General features: G+C 56.0%; 19 protein-coding genes and 4 tRNA genes. 15 read left to right on the top strand and 8 right to left on the bottom strand.

Features of this window, described 5'->3' with window-relative positions; all coding sequences use genetic code 11:
- The first annotated feature begins 189 nt into the window (after window positions 1-189).
- Window positions 190-1485, top strand: coding sequence for an MATE family efflux transporter (locus tag ACJJIK_RS19975; RefSeq protein ID WP_444943680.1), 1296 nt, complete (start codon window positions 190-192; stop codon window positions 1483-1485).
- A gap of 121 nt (window positions 1486-1606) precedes the next feature.
- Window positions 1607-3070 carry a succinylglutamate desuccinylase/aspartoacylase family protein gene (locus ACJJIK_RS19970; protein ID WP_444943679.1) on the top strand — a complete coding sequence of 488 codons (1464 nt, stop codon included), beginning with the start codon at window positions 1607-1609 and terminating at the stop codon, window positions 3068-3070.
- A 109-nt stretch (window positions 3071-3179) separates the two neighbouring features.
- Here ACJJIK_RS19970 and prmC read toward each other — a convergent pair whose 3' ends face one another.
- From prmC to hemA, 3 genes are read right to left on the bottom strand one after another with little or no spacing between them, the layout of a single operon-like run.
- Window positions 3180-4007, bottom strand: a complete 828-nt coding sequence (prmC, locus tag ACJJIK_RS19965; protein WP_444943678.1) for a peptide chain release factor N(5)-glutamine methyltransferase — start codon at window positions 4005-4007, stop codon at window positions 3180-3182.
- 50 nt (window positions 4008-4057) lie between these two features.
- Window positions 4058-5140 (bottom strand): peptide chain release factor 1, encoded by a 1083-nt coding sequence (prfA, locus tag ACJJIK_RS19960; protein WP_444943677.1) that lies wholly within the window; start codon window positions 5138-5140, stop codon window positions 4058-4060.
- Complete coding sequence (hemA, locus tag ACJJIK_RS19955; protein WP_444943676.1) at window positions 5137-6414, bottom strand: glutamyl-tRNA reductase; 1278 nt, start codon at window positions 6412-6414, stop codon at window positions 5137-5139. The genes prfA and hemA overlap by 4 nt, the downstream gene beginning before the upstream one ends.
- Window positions 6415-6643: 229 nt before the next feature.
- Here hemA and ACJJIK_RS19950 point away from each other — a divergent pair, with 229 nt between their 5' ends.
- From ACJJIK_RS19950 to ACJJIK_RS19900, 11 genes are all read left to right on the top strand, one after another.
- Window positions 6644-8458, top strand: coding sequence for a tetratricopeptide repeat protein (locus ACJJIK_RS19950; RefSeq protein WP_444943675.1), 1815 nt, complete (start codon window positions 6644-6646; stop codon window positions 8456-8458).
- Window positions 8442-9083 carry a lipoprotein insertase outer membrane protein LolB gene (gene lolB / locus ACJJIK_RS19945; RefSeq protein ID WP_444929968.1) on the top strand — a complete coding sequence of 214 codons (642 nt, stop codon included), beginning with the start codon at window positions 8442-8444 and terminating at the stop codon, window positions 9081-9083. The genes ACJJIK_RS19950 and lolB overlap by 17 nt, the downstream gene beginning before the upstream one ends.
- 63 nt (window positions 9084-9146) lie before the next feature.
- Window positions 9147-10052: a 4-(cytidine 5'-diphospho)-2-C-methyl-D-erythritol kinase gene (ispE, locus tag ACJJIK_RS19940; protein ID WP_444929967.1), complete on the top strand. Its 906-nt coding sequence runs from the start codon at window positions 9147-9149 to the stop codon at window positions 10050-10052.
- An 11-nt stretch (window positions 10053-10063) separates the two neighbouring features.
- Window positions 10064-10138, top strand: a tRNA-Gln gene (locus tag ACJJIK_RS19935).
- Window positions 10139-10494: 356 nt separating this feature from the next.
- Window positions 10495-11424 (top strand): ribose-phosphate pyrophosphokinase, encoded by a 930-nt coding sequence (locus tag ACJJIK_RS19930; protein WP_108735320.1) that lies wholly within the window; start codon window positions 10495-10497, stop codon window positions 11422-11424.
- A gap of 188 nt (window positions 11425-11612) precedes the next feature.
- Complete coding sequence (locus tag ACJJIK_RS19925; RefSeq protein ID WP_444943674.1) at window positions 11613-12227, top strand: 50S ribosomal protein L25/general stress protein Ctc; 615 nt, start codon at window positions 11613-11615, stop codon at window positions 12225-12227.
- 5 nt (window positions 12228-12232) lie between these two features.
- Window positions 12233-12829, top strand: coding sequence for an aminoacyl-tRNA hydrolase (gene pth / locus ACJJIK_RS19920; protein WP_444929965.1), 597 nt, complete (start codon window positions 12233-12235; stop codon window positions 12827-12829).
- A gap of 202 nt (window positions 12830-13031) precedes the next feature.
- The gene (gene ychF, locus ACJJIK_RS19915; RefSeq protein ID WP_413663075.1) at window positions 13032-14123 is read left to right on the top strand and encodes a redox-regulated ATPase YchF; all 1092 of its coding nucleotides are present in this window, start codon (window positions 13032-13034) and stop codon (window positions 14121-14123) included.
- A gap of 37 nt (window positions 14124-14160) precedes the next feature.
- Window positions 14161-15111, top strand: coding sequence for a DMT family transporter (locus ACJJIK_RS19910; protein WP_444943673.1), 951 nt, complete (start codon window positions 14161-14163; stop codon window positions 15109-15111).
- Window positions 15112-15227: 116 nt separating this feature from the next.
- Window positions 15228-15304: transfer RNA gene (locus ACJJIK_RS19905), tRNA-Met, on the top strand.
- Between the two features lie 39 nt (window positions 15305-15343).
- Window positions 15344-15418, top strand: a tRNA-Gln gene (locus tag ACJJIK_RS19900).
- Window positions 15419-15527: 109 nt separating this feature from the next.
- Here the strand turns inward: ACJJIK_RS19900 and ACJJIK_RS19895 are convergent.
- The 5 genes from ACJJIK_RS19895 to ACJJIK_RS19875 form a co-directional block, all read right to left on the bottom strand.
- Window positions 15528-16595 (bottom strand): sulfite exporter TauE/SafE family protein, encoded by a 1068-nt coding sequence (locus ACJJIK_RS19895; protein WP_444943672.1) that lies wholly within the window; start codon window positions 16593-16595, stop codon window positions 15528-15530.
- Window positions 16596-16746: 151 nt separating this feature from the next.
- Window positions 16747-17454, bottom strand: a complete 708-nt coding sequence (locus tag ACJJIK_RS19890) for a SapC family protein (protein ID WP_444929962.1) — start codon at window positions 17452-17454, stop codon at window positions 16747-16749.
- A 670-nt stretch (window positions 17455-18124) separates the two neighbouring features.
- Window positions 18125-18199, bottom strand: a tRNA-Cys gene (locus tag ACJJIK_RS19885).
- A 237-nt stretch (window positions 18200-18436) separates the two neighbouring features.
- The gene (locus ACJJIK_RS19880) at window positions 18437-19261 is read right to left on the bottom strand and encodes an alpha/beta fold hydrolase (RefSeq protein ID WP_444945089.1); all 825 of its coding nucleotides are present in this window, start codon (window positions 19259-19261) and stop codon (window positions 18437-18439) included.
- A gap of 49 nt (window positions 19262-19310) precedes the next feature.
- The gene (locus ACJJIK_RS19875; RefSeq protein ID WP_444943671.1) at window positions 19311-20492 is read right to left on the bottom strand and encodes an MFS transporter; all 1182 of its coding nucleotides are present in this window, start codon (window positions 20490-20492) and stop codon (window positions 19311-19313) included.
- 463 nt (window positions 20493-20955) lie between these two features.
- Between ACJJIK_RS19875 and ACJJIK_RS19870 the strand changes: the two genes are divergently transcribed.
- Together ACJJIK_RS19870 and ACJJIK_RS19865 are read left to right on the top strand one after the other, a co-directional pair.
- Entirely contained in the window at window positions 20956-21969 is a 1014-nt protein-coding gene (locus ACJJIK_RS19870; RefSeq protein ID WP_444943670.1) for a Vgb family protein, read from the top strand.
- 84 nt (window positions 21970-22053) lie between these two features.
- Window positions 22054-22653, top strand: a complete 600-nt coding sequence (locus ACJJIK_RS19865; RefSeq protein ID WP_444929958.1) for a class I SAM-dependent DNA methyltransferase — start codon at window positions 22054-22056, stop codon at window positions 22651-22653.
- Window positions 22654-22785: the final 132 nt, after the last annotated feature.

The following is a 22785-nucleotide window of genomic DNA, read 5'->3' as shown; positions in this document are numbered from 1 at the left end:
CCCAACAAACCGAAGGTGATCGGATCGGGCCAACCCGTGGCGCAACAACCACACAAACCTCCAGCGGCCCCGGCTGATGCAGCACAATCACATACACAACACCTGTAATTTGGCTTTAATTTGTTCAAACTGTATAAACGTGCCATTTCCACCGAGTTATCCCATCTGACCACCTTGGGAGGCCCCCTGGTGATCAGCAACCTGGCCGTCGTAAGTATGGGGGTTGTCGATACTCTGGTAGCTGGACGCGCCAGTGATGTGAGCCTTGCCGGACTCGCTTTAGGAGCCAGCATTTGGGCGGTTTGCGCAGTGACGTTGATTGGCCTGCTCGCCGCTATCTCCCCTGTCGTGGCACACCTGCGGGGAGGCCGCGACGAAGAGGGTTGCGCCAGGCAATTGCAGCAAGGGATGTGGATCGCACTGATTGGCGGCATCCTGGTTATATCTACCCTGCTCACTGTCCCCATTTGGAGCCACTGGATAGACATAGAAGAACCGGTGCGCCAGGTGCTGGAGGGCTATGTACTGGCGCTGACGGTTGGCACCCTGCCCTTTGCTGTGGGCACCGCCTTGCGCGGCTATTGTGAGGGCATGGGGCAGGTACGCCCAGTCATGCGTATCTATATGGCCGCTGCCATCTTGAATATTCCCCTGGATATTATCCTGGTGTTTGGCGCCGGCCCCATACCGGCAATGGGGGGCGTGGGCTGCGGCTGGGCCACCGCTGCCGTCTGCTGCCTGATCGCTATTGCTCTTTACTGGCACGCCAATACCGACCCTGCTTACCGCACCCTCAAGTTGAAACTACTGCCGCCGCGCCCTCACGGCCCAACACTGCGCCACCTGTTCGCGATCGGCCTGCCCATCTGCATCGGGGCTACCAGCGAGGTGACTTTCTTTGCCAGCCTCACCTTTCTACTGGCCTCCTACGGCAAGGAAATTGTCTCGGCACATCAAATCAGTATGAATGTGGGCTCAATTTTTTACCTGGTAGCTCTGGCCCTGGCCCAGGCCCTGAGTATCCGCATTGCGCAACTGCTCGGACAGGGGCGGCCAAAGCGGGCGCGCTTCTGCGGCAATGTAGGTATCAGCGCGGGACTGATCTATGCACTGGGTACCGGCGTGCTTCTGATCAGTCTGCGCATCCTGTTTGTTAAGGCCTATACCAGCAACGAGGAAATTATTGCGGTAGCCGCCAACCTGCTTTTGTTCTGCGCCGCATTCCAGTTGGTGGATGCCGGCCAGGCAATGACCTGGGGCGCCCTGCGCGGCTACAAAGACACCAGGGCCCCGATGATGATGCAACTCTTCTCCTACTGGCTGGTGGGGCTTGTTAGTGCCTATTGGCTCGGCGAGCTCTTCTGGGGTGTCTACGGCTACTGGGTCGGGATCTGTATTGGTTTGGGAACGGCTGCCATTCTCCTGGGGATTCGCTTCTGGCGAACCAGTCGCAGAGCGGTCGAACAAACCTACGGACACGCGTAATTTGGCGCATATCACATCCCTCGGGAACGTATTGACTATACTGGCGCTCCAAAGTCCCAATCAGTGCCGGACCTAAGGCTCTCCGGCACCCCCAGATATATGAAGTTGACCGGAGTGCCGAATGACCTCGCGCCTAACCCCCAGAATGGCCCGCCAGCTGTTAAGCCTGGCCCTTCTGCTGTCCTCCTCCCAGACCCTAAGTGCCAGTGACGGCAGCGGAACACAAGCCGAAGAGATACCCCAGGCCGCCAATTTACAACTGGATCAGCCGGTTATTACCGAACTGGGACCACCCAGCGAGGCCGATACCACAGCGGCAGATTCCGAACCTGCAGGCGATAACAGCGAAGAGACCTCTCTGCCAAAGGCGGAAAACCTGCAACTGGATCAACCGATACACGAACTGGAGCCCCAGCCCACGGCAGAAACAGCCGCAGATAACCAAACCGCAGAGCAAACTGCGGCGAGCGACACTGAGCTGCCGGAGCCCGGCACGATTTCCCTGGAGCCGGGAGAAGTTGCCAAGCCCCTGCGCCTGCTGGGCTCTGAAGTCCCCCCGGCAACCTCCACGCGCCTGGCCTGGTCCCCCAGCCAACACTTCGAAGGGGTCTATAGTCCCACAGCGGTACTGGTGGTTAATGGCGCCAAACCGGGGCCGGTACTCTGCCTGACCGCAGCGGTGCATGGCGATGAATTGAACGGTGTGGAGACAGTGCGGCGGGTGATGTACGACCTGGATGCCGAGCACTTAAGCGGTGCGGTAATCGGTGTACCTATCGTCAACTTGCAGGGCTTTCACCGCAGCTCCCGCTACCTGACCGACCGGCGCGACCTGAACCGGCACTTCCCCGGCGATCCGGACGGCTCCTCAGCCTCGCGAATTGCCCATTCATTTTTCCACGAGGTGATCAGCCACTGTAACGCCGTGGTGGATTTGCACACGGGTTCTTTTTATCGCACCAACTTGCCACAGTTGCGCGGCGATTTGACCAACCCCAAAGTGGTGAAAATGACCCAGGGCTTTGGCTCCACGGTGGTACTGCACAGCGCCGGAGCCAAGGGCACCCTGCGCCGCGCCGCCGTAGAGGCCGGCATCCCCACCGTCACCCTGGAGGCCGGGGCGCCGATGGTGCTCGATGAACTCTCGGTAAGCCACAGTGTGAAAGGCATCCGCACACTGCTCAATCAATTGGACATGGTGAGCAAATTCCGCCTCTGGGGCGATCCCGAGCCGGTTTACTACACCTCCACCTGGCAGCGGACTTCCACCGGCGGGGTTATCTTCAGTGAGGTGCAGCTGGGGGAGTTTGTGCGCGAAGGGGACCTGCTGGGAACGGTGACCAACCCAATTACCAATGTGCGCACGGAAATTCGCTCCGAGCACAACGGCCGCATTCTCGGTATGGCATTGAACCAAGTCGTGCAGCCGGGATTTGCCGCCTACCATATCGGCCTCCAGGCGCCCCAGGAGCAAATCAGTCCACCCCAGGAAGTGGTCGCGGAAGAGTCGGTCGCTGAAAAATCGGAGAGTAAAGTGCCGGCCACACCAGAGAAACAGCAGTCGCCGACGGAAGGTGAGGAATAACCCCTCTGCGGTCAATCGCAAGGCGCTTGCCCCGGCTTATGGCAAGCGCTGCGCTACACCCGCGAGCCGGCCACCCGCTGCGCATTCAGTGGCCAACTTGCGCGCCCCACTATTTTTGTCCCAGAGTAATTCGCTCCCAACCGGCGTAATCCCTGCGGCTTGAAACCCGCTGCAATCCCACCGCAGAAAAAATTTCCCGCACGCTATCGGCCTGTTGCCAGCCGTGCTCCACCATTAGCCAGCCGCCGTTTTCGAGATAAGCACTCGCTGTTGCAGCGATATGCTCAATATCTGCCAGGCCCTGCCGCTCCGCCACCAGCGCAGAGCGCGGCTCAAAGCGTACATCGCCCTGTACCAAGTGCGGGTCAGCGGCATCGATATAGGGGGGATTGCTGACGATCAGGGAAAACGGCTGTGGCGCCACATTGGAAAACCAATCACTCTGGATAATTTCTACATTGTGCAGCTTGAGGGAGCGCCGGTTCTCCTCTGCCAAACCGACCGCAGCGGGGGATTTTTCCGCTGCAATAATTTCCCAGCCCGGTCGCTCCGACGCCAGAGCCAGGGCAATCGCCCCCGTGCCCGTGCCCAAATCCAGCGCCCGCAACCTGCCCTGGGGGAAAAACTCCAGGGCGGTCTCTACCAGTAATTCAGTGTCCGGGCGGGGGATCAGGGTGGAGGCATCCACCTTCAGAGGCAGAGACCAAAATTCGCGCTCGCCGATAAGGTGCGCCACCGGCTCCCCCGCCTGTCGGCGCTGGAGCAACTGGTCAAAGCGCGCCTGCTCAGCTTCATTTAATTCGTATTCCGGCCAGGTATAGAGCCAGGTGCGCTCGCGCCCCAACACACTGCCGAGCAGAAGTTCTGCATCCAGGCGCGCGCTGTCGCTATCGGTTAACTGGGCGCAGCGCGCAATATTTTCCTTGACGCTGGTCATGGAGAAAAACCTATAAAAACGCCGCTCGAGGCGGCGTAAAAAATCGGGAATTATTGGGCTAAAGCCGCCAGCTGGTCGGCCTGGTACTCCGTGCGCAATGGCCCGATCACCTCCTCCAGAGCCCCCTGCATAATCTCATCGAGCTTGTAAAGGGTGAGACCGATACGGTGATCGGTAACGCGGCCCTGGGGGTAGTTATAGGTGCGGATGCGCTCCGAGCGATCGCCGCTGCCCACCAGGCTGCGGCGGGCATCGGAAATTTCCTGGGCCGCCGCCGTCTCCTGCGCAGTATTGAGCTTGGCTTGCAAGAGTGCCATCGCCTTGGCTTTGTTTTTGTGCTGGGAGCGCTCGTCCTGACACTCCACCACAATCCCGGTGGGAATATGGGTTAAGCGCACAGCGGAATCGGTTTTGTTAACGTGCTGACCACCGGCACCGGAAGCGCGGTAGGTATCCACACGCAAATCCGCTTTATTAATTTCAATCGCGTCGCGCTCATCCGGCTCCGGCATTACCGCCACCGTACAAGCCGAAGTGTGGATGCGCCCCTGGGATTCTGTTTCCGGCACTCGCTGCACCCGGTGCGCACCGGACTCGAATTTTAATTTTGCGTAGACATCTTCACCGGCTACGCGGGTGATAACTTCCTTGTAGCCACCGTGCTCGCCGAAATTTTCACTGACAATCTCTATGCGCCATCCCTGCTTCTCCGCGTAGCGGGAGTACATGCGGAACAGGTCACCGGAGAAAATAGCCGCTTCATCACCACCGGTGCCCGCACGAATTTCCAGGAAGACATTTTTTCTATCGTTGGGGTCCCGGGGCAGCAGCAGAGTCTGCAACTCGCGCTCCAGCGGTTCCACCTGGCCCTCGGCCTCGCGCAGCTCCTCCTGAGCCATTTCGCGCATTTCCGGGTCGTCCTCCCCCAGCATCTCCCGAGCCGCGAGCATATCTTCCTGCAACTGCTTGTAGGCGCCGTAGCATTTCACCACTTCTTCCAGCTCAGAATACTCCCGGGACAGGTCGCGGAATTGATCCTGATCGGCAATGACCTCGGCATCGCCCAGCAGCGCAGACACTTCCTCGTGACGCTCAAGCAGGGTGTCCAATTTATTCAGTAACGATTCTTTCATTGATGCTTTTTCTCTAAATCGATATCGGTGAGATCATCCAACCCAACGACCTCGCGAGCGATACGCAAACGCTCAATATCCCCCTCCGCCGTGGCTTTTTTCAGACTGACGGTGGGCGCATGAATTAGTTTATTGGTGAGGGAGCGGGCGAGCTGCTCCATCAGTCGACGGGGCTCCTCGCCTTTGTCCAGCTGCAACAGCACCCGCTCAAGTTCGGAAGCACTCACTTCCAGGGCCCGCTGCCGGTAGCTGCGAATACTGTCCACAGCCTCCAGGGAGCGGCTCTCCTTGGTAAACTCTGCCGCAGCCGCATCGACAATTTCCTGAGCCGCCTCCGCCGCCTTCTCGCGGGAGCGCTTGCCCTCGTCAATCACCCCGCGCAGATCGTCCACCGTATACAGATAGACATCATCCAGCTCGCCAACTTCTGACTCGATATCCCGGGGGACTGCAATATCCACCATAAACATGGGCCTGTGACGGCGCTTGCGCAGCGCCGATTCAACCGCGCCTTTACCCAGGATCGGCAGCTGACTGGCGGTGGAACTGATAACGATATCCGCGCGTGCCAGATGCTCCGGAATATCCGCCAGCAGGATTGCCTCGGCCCCGAAACTCTCGGCGAGCAGCTGGGCCCGGCTCAGGGTGCGGTTGGCAACGATAACCTGCTTGATGCCCTGATCGAGCAAATGGCGGGCAACCAGTTCCACGGTCTCTCCCGCACCGATCAGCAGTGCGGTCTGCTTTTTCAGGTCGGTAAAAATACGCGAGGCCAAAGAGACAGCGGCATAGGCGACAGAGACCGGGTTTTCGCCAATCGCCGTTTCCGTGCGCACCTTCTTGGCGACGGTAAACACCCGCTGGAAAACCCGGTGCAGCTCGCTGCCAACGCTGCCGGATTCCCGCGCCACGGCATAGGCGGATTTGATCTGGCCGAGGATTTGCGGCTCGCCCAATACCAGGGAGTCGAGACCACAGGCGACGCGCATCATATGGCGAATCGCCTCCTCGCCGCTGTACACATAGGCACAGCTCCTGAGCTGCTCCAGGGGTACCTGGTGGTATTCAGACAGCCACTGCAATAGGGCTTCCGCATCCAGGTTTCCATATATTTCGGTACGATTGCAGGTAGACAGGATGGCCAGCTCGCGGCACCCCAGTGCTTTTCGCGCATCTCCCAGTGCGCCGGGCATCACCTCGGGGGCAAAGGCCACCCGCTCGCGCACTTCGACCGACGCGCTGTCGTGGTTGATACCCAGGGTAAGAATTGGCATAGACTTCCGTTAGCATTAAATCTTAAAAGGCGGAAACCGCACTGGGAGCGCATTTTCATAGGCTGTCGCCTCCCTTGCAAGCACATGAGCCAGTAAAATTGCCCGCCGATTTGGCAAGAGCCCCAGCCCACGACCGTTCTAACCCCGATTCACGACTAGAATTATATGGCGATAATCGCTTAAAACACGCCAATTGCCAGTCTTTAGCGACAACGTATGGACACGATCTATGCTCCCTCCTCGCGCACTACAACGCCCCACCCATATTGACAACCACCTGCTCAAGCTCGCCGCCGTGTTTTTGTCCCTGGCGCTGACCGCCTGCACGCAGAGCCAGACCTCAGCGGCCCCCACCGAAGAGCCGGCGACAACAACGCAGGAACCGCAGAGTCTGAAAGAAAAGACAGCCCCGCAGCCAGCCGCAGCGGAGGTCAAAAGCTTTCCTATCGATACCTTCTACACGCTCTTGGTCGCCGAAGTTGCCGGCATCCGCGAGCACTACGATATCGCACTGGCCAACTACTACCGCCAGGCGGAGATCACTAAAGATGCCGGGGTTGCCGCCCGCGCAACGCGTATCGCCCGCTTCTTAAACGCCCGCCAGGCCGCTTTGGACTCCGCCCAGTTGTGGGTGGAGCTGGAACCGCAAAGTGCCGATGCACAACTGGCCCTCACCGTCGAGCTGGCCCTGGCAGGCAACTTACACCGAGCCCTAATTCACGCCGCCAAGACCCTGCAACTGGGCGGCGATCCGCCCATGCAATCCCTCGCCGCCACGGCCATTGGCCACGAACAGCTGACCGCGCAGGCCAAGCGGGAGTTTGCCCGACTGGCCGAGGACTACCCCCTCAATGACGAGGCCGTACTCGCCTACGCCATGGTGCTGCGCACCGAGCAAAAATTTACCCGCGCCCTCTCCCTGGTACACCGCGTGCAGGAGCGGCACCCGAACCAATTGGATGCCCCGCTGCTGGAGAGCCACCTGCTGGTTGATCTGGGCCGGCGCCAGGAAGCCATTGCCCTGCTCGAACGACTTGTCGGTATTCACCCCTCCGAGAGCCCGCTGCGCCTTCAGTATGCCCGTCTGCTTATTCGCGAGGACCTGGCCCTGGCTCGCCAGCAGTTTGCCGAGCTGGTGCGACAGAGCCCCGAGGATGGCAACCTGATTTTTTCGCTGGCCCTGATTCAATATGAAACCGATCAGGCCGACGAAGCCAAAATGCTCTTTACCCAACTGATCGAGCTACAACAGCACGAATCCGCTGCACATTTTTACCTGGGTGGCATCGCAGAAAAATCTGGAGACTTTTCCAGCGCAGTGAAACATTTCCGCCAAGTGGGCCCCGGCAGCGATTACGTGGAGGCCATTACCCGGGGGACAGAATTACTGGCGAGCCTGGGGCGGCACAACAGCAACCGGGAGTGGTTTGCCACACTGAGGAAAAAGCACCCCAGCCAAGAAGAACATTTTTATCTGATGGAGGTCGAATTACTGCGCAAAAGCGGTGAGGCCGACGCGGCGCTGCAGCGAATAGAAGAAGCGTTAAAAATTAACGGCGGCAGCGGTCGCTTGATCTACACCCGCGCGCTGCTGCACGATGAACTCGGCAATACACAACAATTCGAAGAGGACCTGAGAATCCTGCTGGAAAGGGACCCCAATAACGCCACGGCCCTCAACGCTCTCGGCTATAAACTGATTGATGACAAATCGCGCCACGCGGAAGCCTATCGATTGATCAGCCGCGCCCTGGAACTCGAACCGGAAGACCCGGCAATTATCGACAGCATGGGGTGGATAGAGTACCGTCTGGGTAATTACGCCGCTGCGGAAAAGTACCTGCGGCAGGCGATGGATAAACATCCCGATCACGAAATTGCCGCACACCTCGGCGAAGTACTTTGGGTTCAGGGAGACAGGGAAGCGGCACTGAGAATATGGAGACGAGGCCTTCTGCTCAATCCCCACAGCAAGCTTATTCCGGCCGCCATGCAGCGCCTACAAATCAAAGAGTCACTGGAACAACATGCATCAGATCACTGACCAAATAACCGCGCGAAAATTCTATTTATTCCTGCTGGCCTGCCTGGCAATAATAGTTTCTGCCTGTAGTGGACAAAAACCTCAGCCGGAACCCCAGCCAAACGAGCGCAGTGAAAAGCCAACACCAAAAACGGTAGTGGAATTTACCCAGTGGAATCTCAAAGGCAAACTGGGCGTGCGCTCCCCCAAAGAAAACGGCAGTGCCAACCTGGCCTGGCTCCAGGGCGGCGCTGAGAATTTTCGCCTGCACTTAAGCGGCCCTCTCGGTGCCGGCACCACGGTAATTACCGGCTCCGCCGGTGGCGTCAGTTTGGTGCGCGGCAGTGAAGCACCGGTTTATGCGCGTAACCCCGCGCAGTTGACCCAAGAAGCACTGGGCTGGCCCCTACCCGCCCGGGAAATGTTTTACTGGGTGCGAGGACTGCCCGCCCCCGGCGCCAAAAGTGGTGAAAAACGCAATGCCGAGGGCCAGCTGCAAAGCCTGCAACAATCCGGCTGGGCGCTCAGTTTTAGCGACTACCGCAAGGAGGGCACCTTTGTCCTGCCCACCCGGATAAAAGCGCAAACCAACAGCCCCGCAGGCCCGGTATCTGTCACCCTGGTGATTAAAGACTGGGGGTTATAAATGCCGAAAGCGCAGCATACGGGTATGATGGCGAGCCTGTAATTTACCGATCCACTGTGCCCCATGCTGCTAACCCTGCCCGCCCCTGCAAAACTCAACCTGATTCTGCGTATTCTCGGCCGTCGCCCAGACGGCTATCACGAGTTACAAACTTTATTCCAGCTTCTCGATTACGGCGATTCACTGGAATTCAGTGAGCGCAGCGACGGGATAATCAGCGTGGATGCCGGCACACTGGATGTGGCGGAAAAAGACAACCTGGTATTTCGCGCTGCGCAGCTATTGCGCCAGCACGCGGAGCCTGCGCGACAACATTCACTCGGTGCGCATATTCGCCTGATAAAAAAATTGCCACACGGCGGCGGCATCGGTGGCGGCAGCAGTGATGCGGCAACGGCGCTGCTCGGGCTCAACCATTTGTGGCAGTGCCAATTATCCATCGCTGCACTGGCAGAACTCGGGCGGCAGCTGGGTGCCGATGTCCCGGTTTTTGTGCGCGGGCACACCGCTTGGGCCGAGGGGGTTGGCGAAAAATTAACCCCAGTGGCTACCGAGCAACGCCACTATTTAGTGGTCTCAACTGGTTGCGAAGTGAGCACCGCGAAAATTTTTTGCAATTCAGGTTTGACAAGAGATTCAGTCGCAATTACATTAGCGGCCCTTCGCGAGGAGCAGGCCAACGAGATGCAACTCGACAGCGAAAAACTGGAACAACTTTCCGGTAACGACTGTCAGCAACTAGTTGAAAAGCTCTACCCTGAAATACGCGATGCCAGAGAGTGGCTCGAGCAATTTGCTCCGGCACAACTCACCGGCACCGGGGGTTGCATTTTTGCAGCATTCCCCACGGCAGAGGCAGCCCTTGCGGCACAGGCCAAACTGCCAAAAGCGTGGCAGGGTTTTACAGCGACAGGTGTATTGGTCTCACCGACACACCGAGCGCTAGCGAAAATCTCCTCAACCTACTGAGGAAACATTACTGGGGCGTAGCCAAGCGGTAAGGCAGCGGGTTTTGATCCCGTCATGCGAAGGTTCGAATCCTTCCGCCCCAGCCACTTTCTTTATATGCAATGGCACATTCAAAAAACCGGTTCCGACATGATTCAGTCTACACTGATCCAACCGGCCCAGGCCATTCGCACAGGGCTTCAGCAAGCCACCCCCCAATTTTTACCGAATCCTGAAGGCCGACTTGAGCGCAAGCGCCCGATGGTTGTGCGAGCACGCACCCAGAGCAACCCGTTGAGCGAAGGAAAAAACCGTGGCCAAAACCCTGTTTTTATCCGCGCAGCAGTGCGCCGCCCAACACAAAAGTGTTGCCGCAAAAACTCTGTCTGCTAGCAAATATGCAGACATCTACACTTCAATTCACTTCAAGACAGAATTAAAGGAACTCGCAGTGGCTGACTTAATGGTCTTTACCGGCAACGCAAACCCGGAACTGGCGCAGAAGGTTGTCGACCATATGGCGATCCCCCTGGGTGAAGCCACGGTTAAGCGCTTCTCCGACGGCGAGATTGCAGTAGAAATTACCGATAACGTGCGCGGCCGCGACGTTTTCGTGGTGCAATCCACCTGCCAACCCACCAACCGCAACCTGATGGAGCTGATCCTGCTGGTAGACGCCCTGCGCCGCGCCTCCGCCGGCCGCGTGACCGCAGTAGTTCCCTACTTTGGCTACGCCCGCCAGGATCGCCGCGTAAGATCCCAGCGCGTGCCGATCTCCGCAAAAGTGGTAGCCGATATGATGGTGAGTGTGGGCATCGACCGCGTACTGACCGTCGACCTGCACGCCGAACAGATCCAGGGCTTCTTCGACGTTCCCGTGGATAACGTTTACGGCTCCTCTGTCCTGCTCGACGATATCGAGCGCCAGAAGTACCAGAACCTGGTGGTGGTATCCCCAGACATCGGCGGTGTTGTACGCGCCCGCGCCGTGGCCAAGAGCCTCGACTGCGACCTGGCCATCATCGACAAGCGCCGCCCGGCCGCCAACGTTGCCGAAGTGATGAACATTATCGGTGAAGTCAGCGGCCGCACCTGCCTGCTGGTAGACGATATGGTCGACACCGCCGGCACCCTGTGCAACGCCGCCAACGCCCTGAAAGAGCACGGCGCCGAGAAAGTTGTTGCCTACTGTACCCACCCGGTACTATCCGGCAACGCCATCACCAACCTGAACAACTCCGTTCTGGATGAGCTGGTGGTTACCGACTCCATCCCCCTGGGTGACAAAATGGAGAAGGCACCGAAAATTCGCCAGCTGACCCTGTCCGCCATGCTGGCCGAATCCATGCGCCGTATCAGCAATGAGGAATCCCTGTCCGCCATGTTCCGCTAGGAGCTGGTCGAGCCAGGTATCCCTCGCCCCGCACAGCGGGGCACTTTGCCTTTAGCGCTGATTCCCGTAGAATACGCGCCCGCCCGGCACCGCCGGGCAATTACTTTTGGGCCCAGTGCCCATTTAACATCCATGCCAGAGCGCTCCGGTCGCAGGTCACTCTGGACAGACAACCCGAGGTTTATCCCATGTCTGATATTAAATTGAACGCCATTGCCCGCAGCGATGAAGGGAAAGGTGCGAGCCGCCGCCTGCGTCGCCTGGAAGGCCGTGTACCCGGCATCATCTACGGCGGTGAAGCAGAGCCTGCTTCTATCTCCCTGCTGCACAAAGACCTGACCAAAGCTCTGGAAAACGAAGCTTTCTTCTCCTCCATGCTGACTGTTGACGTAGACGGTAAAGAAGAGAAAGTTATCCTGCGCGACCTGCAGCGTCACCCGGCCAAGGCCCTGCTGCTGCACATCGACTTCCAGCGCGTATCTGCCAACACCAAAGTACACGTTAAAGTACCCCTGCACTTCCTGAACGAAGACAGCAGCAAAGGTGTTAAAGCTGGCGGTATCGTTTCCCACACCCTGACCGAGCTGGAAGTTAACGCTCCTGCCGGCAAGCTGCCCGAGTTCATCGAAGTGGACCTGGCTGACCTGGAAATGGACGGCGTACTGCACATCTCCGACCTGAAACTGCCAGAAGGTGTTGAGTCTGTGGACCTGAGCCACGGCGAAGACCACAACCTGGTTGTAGCTTCTATCCACAAGCCTCGCGGCGCTGTAGAAGCTGAAGCCGAAGCTGGCGAAGAGTAATCGCTTTGGCTGCGGCACCGGATACCCCGATTCAGTTAATTGTCGGCCTGGGAAACCCCGGGGCGGAATACGATCGGACGCGACACAACGCCGGTGCCGACTTTGTTGTCGAGCTGGCCCGCCAACACGGCGCCCAGCTCAGCCTCGACAGCAAGTATCACGGCCTCAGTGGCCGTGTGCGGGTCGGCAGCCAGGATATCCGGCTGCTGATTCCCACCACCTATATGAATCGCAGTGGCCAATCTGTCGGCCCACTGGCGAACTTCTTCAAGATTCCCCCGGAAGCCATTCTGGTCGCTCACGATGAGCTGGACCTGACCCCCGGTATCGCGCGCCTGAAAGCCGGCGGCGGTCACGGTGGACACAACGGCCTGCGGGATATCATCGCCGCACTGGGCAACAACCGAAACTTTATGCGCCTGCGACTCGGCATCGGCCACCCCGGCAGTTCGAGCGAAGTGGCCCGGTTTGTACTCCAGCGAGCCCCCAGGGCGGAACAGGAAACACTGGCTGACGCCATCGATCGTGCGATCGACGTACTGCCCACCGCCGCCTCTGGCGACTGGGGCGCAGCCATGAAAACGCTGCACACCAATAAGTAGATCCCACCCGGCTTGCCTTTTGTCGCGGAGATCTCGGTAGTGTGCTGCGCTAAATTGCCGGTATTCTCCCGGCTGGCCCGGACCCTTTGGTGGCCGAGACACCCCGCCCACCCAAAATCCCGCCAGCACAACCACTACCGGACTTCAAACGCAATAAGCAGAGTGCGCGCTGTGCGCCTCGGGCAAACGGAAAAATATCACCATGGGTTTTACTTGCGGTATTGTCGGCCTGCCTAATGTGGGCAAATCCACCCTATTCAACGCATTGACCAAAGCGGGCATCGATGCGGAAAACTTCCCCTTCTGCACCATCGAGCCCAATGCCGGTGTGGTGCCGGTACCAGACCCCCGCATCGACAAGCTGGCTGAGATCGTCAAGCCGGAAAAGGTCATTCCCACCACCATGGAATTTACCGATATCGCCGGTCTGGTTGCGGGCGCCTCCAAAGGTGAAGGTCTGGGTAACAAGTTTCTCGCCAATATCCGCGAGACCGACGCTATCGCCCACGTTGTGCGCTGCTTCGAAGACGACAACGTTATCCACGTCGCCAACCAGGTACACCCGGTAGCGGATATCGAGGTGATCAACACCGAGCTGGCCCTGGCCGATCTGGACACCGTGGAAAAGGCCCTACAGCGCTTTACCCGCGCCGCCAAGGGACAGGACAAGCACGCGATCAAGATGAAAGCGCTGCTGGAAAAAATCCAGCCACACCTGGATGAAGCCAAGCCGCTGCGCTCTTTCGAGCTTTCAGAAGACGAACTGGCAGACCTGCGCGAGCTGAGCCTGCTCACTATCAAGCCCACCATGTATATCGCCAACGTGGACGAAGATGGCTTCGAGAACAATCCGCATCTGGATGCTGTCGCTGCCATCGCCGCTGAAGAGAACGCGGTACTGGTACCTATCTGCAACAAGCTCGAAGCGGAAATTGCCGAGCTGGACGACGAGGAAAAGCAGGAGTTCCTGGAAGAGCTGGGCATGGAAGAGCCGGGCCTGAACCGCGTGATCCGCGCCGGCTACCAGCTGCTGGGCCTACACACCTACTTCACCGCTGGCGTGAAGGAAGTGCGCGCCTGGACCATCCCCCTGGGTGCCACCGCTCCCAACGCCGCAGGCAAGATTCACACCGACTTTGAGAAAGGCTTTATCCGCGCCGAAGTGATCAGCTACAGCGATTACATCGACAATAACGGTGAAGCCGGCGCCAAAGACGCCGGCAAATGGCGCCTGGAAGGCAAGGACTATATTGTTGCCGACGGCGACGTAATTCACTTCCGCTTCAACGTCTAAGCGCCTCGCCTTTTTTGCCTCCCCACCTCGGGGAGGCATGCCCACCAGTGTAAACACCATGGCTCAATCTAACTGGAAAGTCGGCCTGCCCCTGACGCTGATTACCGTATTTATGTGGGCCGCCCTGCCCATCGCCTTCAAAGGGCTGCTCGAATATATCAGCCCCGGCACCGCCACCTGGTATCGCTTTGCCGGTGCGGCACTGCTGGCGGGCCTCTACTACGGCCAGGCACGCAAGTTACAGCTCAGGCCGCTATTCAGTCGCGATCTGCTGCCTTTTACCGCCCTCGCCATTATCGGCCTTCTGGTGAACTACCTCACCTACGCCAGCGGACTCAAATACATCACCCCCGGCGCCGCCCAGGTTGTCATCCAATTGGCCCCGCTGCTCCTGCTGATCTCCAGCGTGCTGTGGCTAGGGGAGCGCTTCTCCCCGCGACGCTGGGGCGGCGTAGCACTGGTAGTCACGGGCCTATTGCTATTCTTTAACCAGCGCCTGGATGAACTGACCAGCGGTGCCGGCGGCGACTACCTACTGGGACTCGGCTATATCCTTGTCGCTGCCGCCGCCTGGGCGGTATACGGCTTTTTCCAAAAGAAAATATTGAGCCACGCCACACCTCAAGACCTGCTGGTAGTAATCTATATCGCCGGCACCCTGTGCTTCCTGCCGATGGCTGAACCACTGAAGGTTTCCCACCTCGGCTGGCTCGAATGGCTTCTCCTGGCATTTCTCACCGCCAACACGCTGATCGCTTACGGCAGCTTCAGCAAAGCGCTGGCGCACTGGGAGGCATCCAGCGTCAGTGCGACCCTGTCTCTGGTGCCAGTGGTCACCCTTTTGTTCAGCACCCTGATCAGCCGCATCTGGCCCGACTATATTGCAGTGGAGCCGCTCAACTGGATCAGCTGGACTGGCGCCGGCGCCGTTGTGCTCGGTTCCGCCCTCGCCGCAATCCGCTCCCGGCGCCGTTCTGAGCCCCTTTAGACACCAGATGATAAAAAACGCTAACTATCTGAAAAGAATACAAAAAAAGTGTTGACACCCCCGGCCCATCGTTTAATAATGCGCGCCCTCGGGACAGCCGAGACAACAAAAGAAATGGCAAGGTAGCTCAGCCGGTTAGAGCGCAGCACTCATAATGCTGAGGTCGGGAGTTCGAGTCTCCCCCTTGCTACCATTTCAAATCGCAGAGACTATTCTTTGTGAACCTTGAAACTGGGGCGTAGCCAAGCGGTAAGGCAGCGGGTTTTGATCCCGTCATGCGAAGGTTCGAATCCTTCCGCCCCAGCCATCTTCCCGAATTATTCAGCCGGCCCGATTCAGGGCAGCAATCAAAAGCCAAATAGTTTATCTGCACAGCACCCGCCAGAAAACCTCTAGCGAACGCCACTATTGGCCAATTACTCCGGCAGCGCCACCCTATTCGCAACAACCTCAACGCCATCCGCTTTTAGGTCGGAAGTCGCAAGGCTGCGCCCTCGCTCTCGCTCCCTGCGCAACCCCAGGGCTCGCAGCCACTCGAATCCCGCCAGGCAGAGCAGCAGTGCCAGCAGCACCAGTGGGCCGCCATAGCCCCTCAGGGCCTCCCTCTCTGACACACAGGTCCACAGAAGCTGCACAACGCACAGAAAGGCCACTATAAGCAGTGTCGGCTTGCGACCCAGCAGGCTGACCGCAAAGACGCCCAGAGGCGCTCCCAGGGCCACTACCGGTGCCGCCGCCAACCAGTTCCCAAACACCCCCGGCTGCCAATCCCCGGCCAGCGACTTCACCAGCACCCCGAGCACCGAGCAAAACGCCATAATGACCACCGAGGTGGGGATTGCCACCTTGAGGTCGACGCGACTCAGCAACACCAGCGCCGCATACACCATCATATCTACACCCACACCGGTCACCGCCACCACACAAAAGCCGGCAAAAGCTCCCAGCAGCAGGCCGACGCGAAAATCTGTCGGACACTGGGGATCACCGCCGTGCTCGCAGTCGGTAATTTCACTGAGTCGGTACAAATGGAATATCCCAAAGCTGCCCCACAGGACGGCAAAGGAAAGCTTTACCCAGAGCTCGGGGATTAGCGGGGCAAACAGCAGGATACCGGCGGGAGTGGCCAGCAGGGAACCCAGCAGTGCCCCTCGCAACATCGACCAAGCCAACTGCTGGCGCCGACAGAGGATAAACAGGCTGGCGCTCACCATCCCTATCGACTGCACCGCAAAACTAAAATCCCGGCCGAGGCTCGCCGGCATATCAAATAGCAGCACCAGTACGGGAAAGCCAACGGTACCTCCCCCCATAGGCGTAGATCCCGCCGCATAGCTGCCGAGCGCCATCGCCAGGGCCATAGAGCCGTGCTCAAACGCCAGGGCCAGGTTATCCCCCTGCGAGATCAGAAACAGCCACACAGCGTAAAACAGAGCCAGCCAGGCGAACCAATAGCGGAGGGAGAGTCGCACCACGTTTTTCATCTTGTTATTTGTGAGCTTAAGCGTCAGAGGAGGCTAATAGTGGTACGAGTGTAAGATGGGATCAAGACAAGATTTTACAGGCCGCCTCCCCGCTGGCTATTGCCCGCAGGGAGGGATTGCCCGACAGCTGCAACTATCGGGCGAAACGCGATTAGTTCAGGCGCTTCTTGCGAATCAGGTTTTGAACCTGCATGGACGACATCATGGAGGCGTAGATAGCAGGCAGAGCGCCGCGCTTGCGCAGCTCCAGGAAGTCCTCATCGGACAGCTTGTTCAGTTTCTCCTCATCGATCACAAAGAAACCGGTCAGATCGTAAGGCTTGTCGTCTTCGTTCACCCGCAGGGTCAACTTCTTCTGGGTCAGCAAGTCCTTGGATACCAGGAACTCGATAAAGGAATCTGTTACCGCAACACGCTGAGCAGTTTCAACCACCGCCTGGGCGCGATTCTTCAGGAAGTCAGTTTGCTCGCCCTTATCATCGAACAGCGCCTCGCCCTCAGAGTCACCCAACATTTTGGAATCCTCATCAATGCACAGCACCGCCTGATCCGTATTGTCTGGGTTCTTAACCAGGACGAAGGGATAGGTGCGAACCTGCAAAGGAATATAGCTGCCGTTCCAGCCGTCAGCGCCGGAGAACAGGTTTTCGCCGGGGCGCAGGCCGGTGAGCGCCACCACTTTAAACTGCTCAGTATTCTGGTCTTTAACGAACAGGATCGGGTAGCTCTGAGCCGCCTGTACGATTTCCTGAACCACCAGCGGCAGGATGTGGTTGCCGCTTACATGGTCAAACGTAATGTCCTGGGTGAGTTTCAGGTTGGCATGTGCCTTTTTATCTAAAGCTTTGATCTGTGCCATAAGTACAACTCCTAGCTACTTTTATAGTTACTAAATTTTCAGAGATACCCTAACGTACCACTTTTTTACGCATCTACGATGACGAATGCCTCCCGGCAGTCACCGGAAACCAAAGCCCGCATTAAACAGGGAAGAAGCCCAACAGGCAAACAAAGTCCACCGCAACTAGCCTAAAGACAAATTTATTTGATAAAAATCACACTACTTGAGACCATCAAGCCAAGTAGAGTCACCGCCTGCGCCCCTCTCAGCCCCCCTCAAAATCTACAATTGAACACAATTCAACCAGCTTCAACAGGCAGTTCACCGATGCATCCCCGCTGCGCATCAGAAAATTGCTATCGCCATAAGGAGTGAATGTTTAAACGACCAGGAAAGGCTGGCTGCGGGACGGCGCGAACACCACAAAAATCGATGCTGCCGCTGTATTGCCCAGAACCTGGCTACCTGCATCGCAGCTATCGACACACCCCGTCGGGCCACACTGAAGCACGCAAGTTCGCAAGAAAAGAAAAGGGCTTCAGAGCACTATAGCGGAAGAAAATTCGAACGAAATACCACCAGCCGCCCACCGGGGACGCGACATAAAAGCAGTACACAAAGGGGAATTGAAACTATGCGCAGCGCGGAGTTGTTGAAGGCTAACCACACAGCGCCTAGGCAAAAAAAGTGGAGGCCAGGACCGGATTCGAACCGGTGAAAAACGGTGTTGCAGACCGTCGCATTTCCTCTCTGCCACCTGGCCATAAAAAAACCCGGGGTCTTCGCTCCGGGTTTCTTATACATTGCGGAAGCGAAAGCGCCTCCGGACAAATTTACATAAGCGCGCAAGTTGCTTGGCAGCAACTGAAACAAAGGCGTTTTAGCAAATTGTCTCGTCAAGTTGCGGCAAAGGATAATAGAACAAAGGTACTATTTCAACTGTTTCTATGCACTCGTGGTGTACTGCGCAACTCCAAGCTTATGGCCCAATAGGGTTTGGCTAGCGCCTTTCACGAGCCCCCTGATAAGTTCTTGCGTTAAGAGCTAATATCTCTTGGACAACTCTCTCGGGTTCATCATTTTGCGGGAAGTGATAACTTTTATCGGTCAAAACAATCCTCCCTTGAGGGAATTTGTTCGCCCAATTTGCATGCAACTCCCCCCACATCTCGCGCGCCTCGTCAACAAAGAAAAGAAGAGAGGGGTTCTCATACTTCTTAATCGAAGCGATCACAGTGACAGGGATATCTGGAATTTGCGGGTAATCCGGCAGAGGGCGTTTAGACCAGAAATCCAGATATTGATTTGACATGCCGTTTTTCAAGTCGTCCAGCTGTACCTCGGCAATTTGCTCATTCGCCAGTTTCAAATCCAGAGCCCGCATAATATCTACATCGTGCTCCGAAGATGGTTCAATTAGCATCAGTGCAGCCACTTTATTGGGATATTGTGCCGCAAAGGTACGCGCGACATGAGCACCGTAGGAGTGCGCAATATAGGTAACCCTACCCTCAACCCCCAACACATCTAATAAAGCGCTCGCTCCCTGCGCGTAATCCTCAGAGCTAAAATGTCTTTTTATTGGCGTAGAGTTGCCATTGCCAACTCGGGAGTAGCGTATTACCCGCGCATATTTTACCAGCTCCGCATAGATCGGCTCCCAATCATCCATTCCCGCAGAGCCTCCTGCCTCAAGGAATAAGGTGACATCACCGGAACCCATCATCTCGTATTCAATGCGGTACTCACCAACATCAACCATTTCCGGCTTGGCGGCAGCACTGGAGGAAAGAGCAAAAATTATTAGCAGGAAAAATATGCGCATCACAAACCTCAGCTATAAATTGAAATTCTTATCGTACCCCAGAGGGCCGCTAAGTAGCGGCAAGCCTCGGCGTCAAGCGAGCTTCATTACCCGGCCCTGGCCGCTTCGGAACCAGCTGAGCCAACCCCAGTGAAATTAAAGCCATTAATGCCCCAGCAAAAAATACCATGGCTGGAGAGCTCAGCCAGAGCAGACCAAACAGTACGGGAATAACAACTGCGGCAATATGATTAATAGTAAAACTCACCCCGGCAGAAGCGGCGATATCCCGCTCATCAACAATTTTCTGGAAATACGTTTTGAGCGCAATAGCCATAGAGAAAAACAAGTGGTCAATAATGTAAAGTGCCGCCGCAATGGCAGCGCTCTCCGCCAAAGCATAGCCGGAAAAAACCAGTATTAACCCAATATATTCCAACGTGAGAATACGACGCTCACCAAATCGAACAATAAGTTGGCCAACTTTAGGTGCAACATATAAATTAAGAAGATGGTTCACCGTATAGAGTGCAGCTATCTCCCCCACGCTATAGCCAAACTTTTCCACCATCAGGAAGCTGGCAAATACTATAAAGATCTGCCTGCGCGCCCCACTCATCATAGTCAGTGCATAGTAGAGCCAGTAGCGTTTACGCAGGATCAGCTTTTTATGCTGACTGTGAGACTGGGGAAACTGCGGAAAGACAGCCCAGGCGCCCAAAGCAATAACAACTGTTACACCACCGCCGATTAGATAAACCCACGAATAATCGAGCCCTGCAACATTCATCAGCCCCCACACTAAAGCATACGCCAGCAGTGCAGCAAAGGAGCCGGCCGCCGCCATACGCCCCATCCAAATCGCGGAAGTTTGCTTGGGAAACCATTGAAGAGCCAGTGAGGTCTGCAAGGTCTCATAAAAGTGAAATCCCACAGACATTAATAAAGTTGTGAGCAATAGTCCGGTAAGTGATGGGTAAAACCCTGTTAGCATCACCCCAAGCCCTGTCACTACCAGAGAGAGTACCGCCAGGCGCTGCTCCCTAAGCAGCAATAGTACAAAGACTACCAGAAAGGCTAAAAATCCGGGGATTTCCCGCACACTCTGCAACAGACCAATATCCGCCCCAGTAAATGCGGCTTTTTCAATAACAAAGTTATTGAGCAATGTGTTCCAAACAGAGAACGAAATCGGTATCGAAGCAGCTAAAATTAATAGAAGCACTTCAGGCCGGCGAAGACGTTGTAGCATGAGTGAACCCCCGCAAAAGGAGATCGCAATATACGCCCTTATTACATAACTGTAAAACTGTGAAAACAATAACCTGAAAAGATTCAGGTCTGGAATATAGCAGGATAACCGATAGGGACTGTCAAAGTAATAATCAACAATACGCACCGGCTTCCACAATTAAGCGTCACAAAATAGGCGCGCTATTGATATCCCAAGGGAGCGGTTAACCGTCAAAACCAAAATTTAAACCGACTAAACCATAAGAACGCCCCGCCCAGGGCAAAGCATCAGAGACCGATAAAGTTGGCCCCAAGAGCCCTCAGCGCCTTCAGTAGCCTCGCCAAGTGATACGGCACTGAAAAGATGGTACGCCTGCTTTGGACTACAGCGATAGTAAATCCAGTCGACACCTTCCCAACTTGACCTATGCTTTACCTACCACAAGCCCTGACGCCCAATAACATGAAAGCTAAGGAGAGAAATGCATATCGATACCAGGCGGCTTTACTATCTCACTTTCACCCTGCTCTTTATTTCCTGGCACCCCTTATTGGCAAACGCAACTGCACAGGAGGATCACCTTCCCGATCAACTTAACCTCAACGAATGGAGAGTACCCTGGCAGGGACTTCCCAGGGACCCGCATGTAGATAGTAAAGGGGACGTTTGGTTTTGTGGCCAGGCAGGTAACTATATCGGCCAATTTATACCGATCTCAGAAAAATTTAAGCGATATGATATACCTGAAGGCACTTACCCACACAACCTGATTGTCGATGCCAATAATGTTGTCTGGTATGCCGGCAATCGCAACGCTTATATCGGTCGCCTCAACCCCAAAACTGGAGCCGTCAAGCGGTATCCAATGCCCGAGGGGATCGAGGACCCCCACACCCTAATCTTTAATCAAAATGGCAATATCTGGTTCACCGCCCAGCACAGCAACCGCATAGGTCTCTTAAATGTGGATAGCGGCAAAGTGCAAGCTGCCACACCGCCAACGGCCAATGCACGCCCCTACGGGATAAAAATTGATCCTCAAGGGTACCCCTGGGTAGCCTTATTTGGAACCAATAAACTGGCCCGGGTAGACCCGGAAACGATGGCCATTCGCGAGATTAGCCTGCCCCGCCCAGATGCCCGCCCCCGCAGGCTGGAAATAGATCCAAGCGGTAATATTTGGTACCTAGACTACCCCCAAGGCTACCTGGGCCGCTACACCCCAACGGAGAAAGTATTTAAGGAGTGGAAGCTACCAGGCGAAAGTCCCCGCCCCTACGGAACAGCACTGGACAATAGCAAGCAACTCTGGATCGCCGACACAGGCACCATACCAAACACCATCTTGGCATTTAATATAGAGACAGAAAAATTTACAAGTAGGACCCCTGTACCAAGCGGGGGCAGCATAAGATATATGTATTTTAACGATAGGGATGGCAGTTTTTGGTTTGGCGTTGATTCAGGATTTCTGGATCAGGCAATACCAAAATAAAGACCCGTATTCAACACTGAATTGCAGCAGCCTAAAGAGTGATACACTTCAAAGTTAAATTCAGACCCTAAAAAGTAAATCTTAATGGATACTAAGCAGACAGGGGAAGCGTATGACACAATCACTCACCTATGGGAACACAAAGAGTTCAACAGAGAAAACGGCATTATCCAACATAAACGAGCATTTAATTTCAGCAAGAATAGAGAGCTAGCACTGGATGTGGGTTGCGGCTGCACAGGAAGATTTATCAGTCTTTTACAAAATGAAGGCTTCACCCCGGAAGGGGTCGACATTTCAGAAAACATGATAAAAATTGCCAAAAACAAACACCCTAATATAAAGTTCTACCACCAAGATATATGCAAGTGGAAAGCCACAAAAAAATATGATTTTATCAGTGCCTGGGACAGTATTTGGCATATCCCAATTGAAAAACAACAGAAAGTTCTAATAAAATTAGTTTCTCTCCTTAACAAGGACGGCATTCTAATTTTCTCTTTTGGCGGAACCGACAAGGAAGATTGCCATACAAATAGTGCAATGGGTCCAGAGTTATACTACGCCACCCTGGGCACCAATAGATTGGTAGAGCTTATGATTGAACTGGGGTGTATTTGCAGGCACCTTGAATACGATCAACCCCCAGAGCTTCATGCCTACTTGATCGTACAGAAAATATAATCGCCCCTACAACATAAGCCTCCTCCGCTTACTACCGGGGGCAGAAGGAAAGAATACACTGCACTCACGACGCACCCTGTTGATAACGGTGTTAACTGAACGGGTAGCAGGGGCCGTCATAACTCCCATAAA

The sequence above is a fragment of the Microbulbifer regidiadema (SeqCode) genome (assembly GCF_052466995.1).
The sequence above is the reverse complement of the archived record's forward strand: the minus strand, read 5'-3'. Positions and strand labels throughout refer to the sequence as shown.

Excerpts from the sequence above, each read along its gene's own strand:
- ACJJIK_RS19970 (WP_444943679.1), top strand. The coding sequence starts at position 1,607 with ATGACCTCGCGCCTAACCCCCAGAATGGCCCGCCAGCTGTTAAGCCTG.
- prmC (WP_444943678.1), bottom strand. The coding sequence starts at position 4,007 with ATGACCAGCGTCAAGGAAAATATTGCGCGCTGCGCCCAGTTAACCGAT.
- prfA (WP_444943677.1), bottom strand. The coding sequence starts at position 5,140 with ATGAAAGAATCGTTACTGAATAAATTGGACACCCTGCTTGAGCGTCAC.
- hemA (WP_444943676.1), bottom strand. The coding sequence starts at position 6,414 with ATGCCAATTCTTACCCTGGGTATCAACCACGACAGCGCGTCGGTCGAA.
- ACJJIK_RS19950 (WP_444943675.1), top strand. The coding sequence starts at position 6,644 with ATGCTCCCTCCTCGCGCACTACAACGCCCCACCCATATTGACAACCAC.
- lolB (WP_444929968.1), top strand. The coding sequence starts at position 8,442 with ATGCATCAGATCACTGACCAAATAACCGCGCGAAAATTCTATTTATTC.
- ispE (WP_444929967.1), top strand. The coding sequence starts at position 9,147 with ATGCTGCTAACCCTGCCCGCCCCTGCAAAACTCAACCTGATTCTGCGT.
- ACJJIK_RS19930 (WP_108735320.1), top strand. The coding sequence starts at position 10,495 with ATGGTCTTTACCGGCAACGCAAACCCGGAACTGGCGCAGAAGGTTGTC.
- ACJJIK_RS19925 (WP_444943674.1), top strand. The coding sequence starts at position 11,613 with ATGTCTGATATTAAATTGAACGCCATTGCCCGCAGCGATGAAGGGAAA.
- ychF (WP_413663075.1), top strand. The coding sequence starts at position 13,032 with ATGGGTTTTACTTGCGGTATTGTCGGCCTGCCTAATGTGGGCAAATCC.
- ACJJIK_RS19910 (WP_444943673.1), top strand. The coding sequence starts at position 14,161 with ATGCCCACCAGTGTAAACACCATGGCTCAATCTAACTGGAAAGTCGGC.
- ACJJIK_RS19895 (WP_444943672.1), bottom strand. The coding sequence starts at position 16,595 with ATGAAAAACGTGGTGCGACTCTCCCTCCGCTATTGGTTCGCCTGGCTG.
- ACJJIK_RS19890 (WP_444929962.1), bottom strand. The coding sequence starts at position 17,454 with ATGGCACAGATCAAAGCTTTAGATAAAAAGGCACATGCCAACCTGAAA.
- ACJJIK_RS19880 (WP_444945089.1), bottom strand. The coding sequence starts at position 19,261 with ATGCGCATATTTTTCCTGCTAATAATTTTTGCTCTTTCCTCCAGTGCT.
- ACJJIK_RS19875 (WP_444943671.1), bottom strand. The coding sequence starts at position 20,492 with ATGCTACAACGTCTTCGCCGGCCTGAAGTGCTTCTATTAATTTTAGCT.
- ACJJIK_RS19870 (WP_444943670.1), top strand. The coding sequence starts at position 20,956 with ATGCATATCGATACCAGGCGGCTTTACTATCTCACTTTCACCCTGCTC.
- ACJJIK_RS19865 (WP_444929958.1), top strand. The coding sequence starts at position 22,054 with ATGGATACTAAGCAGACAGGGGAAGCGTATGACACAATCACTCACCTA.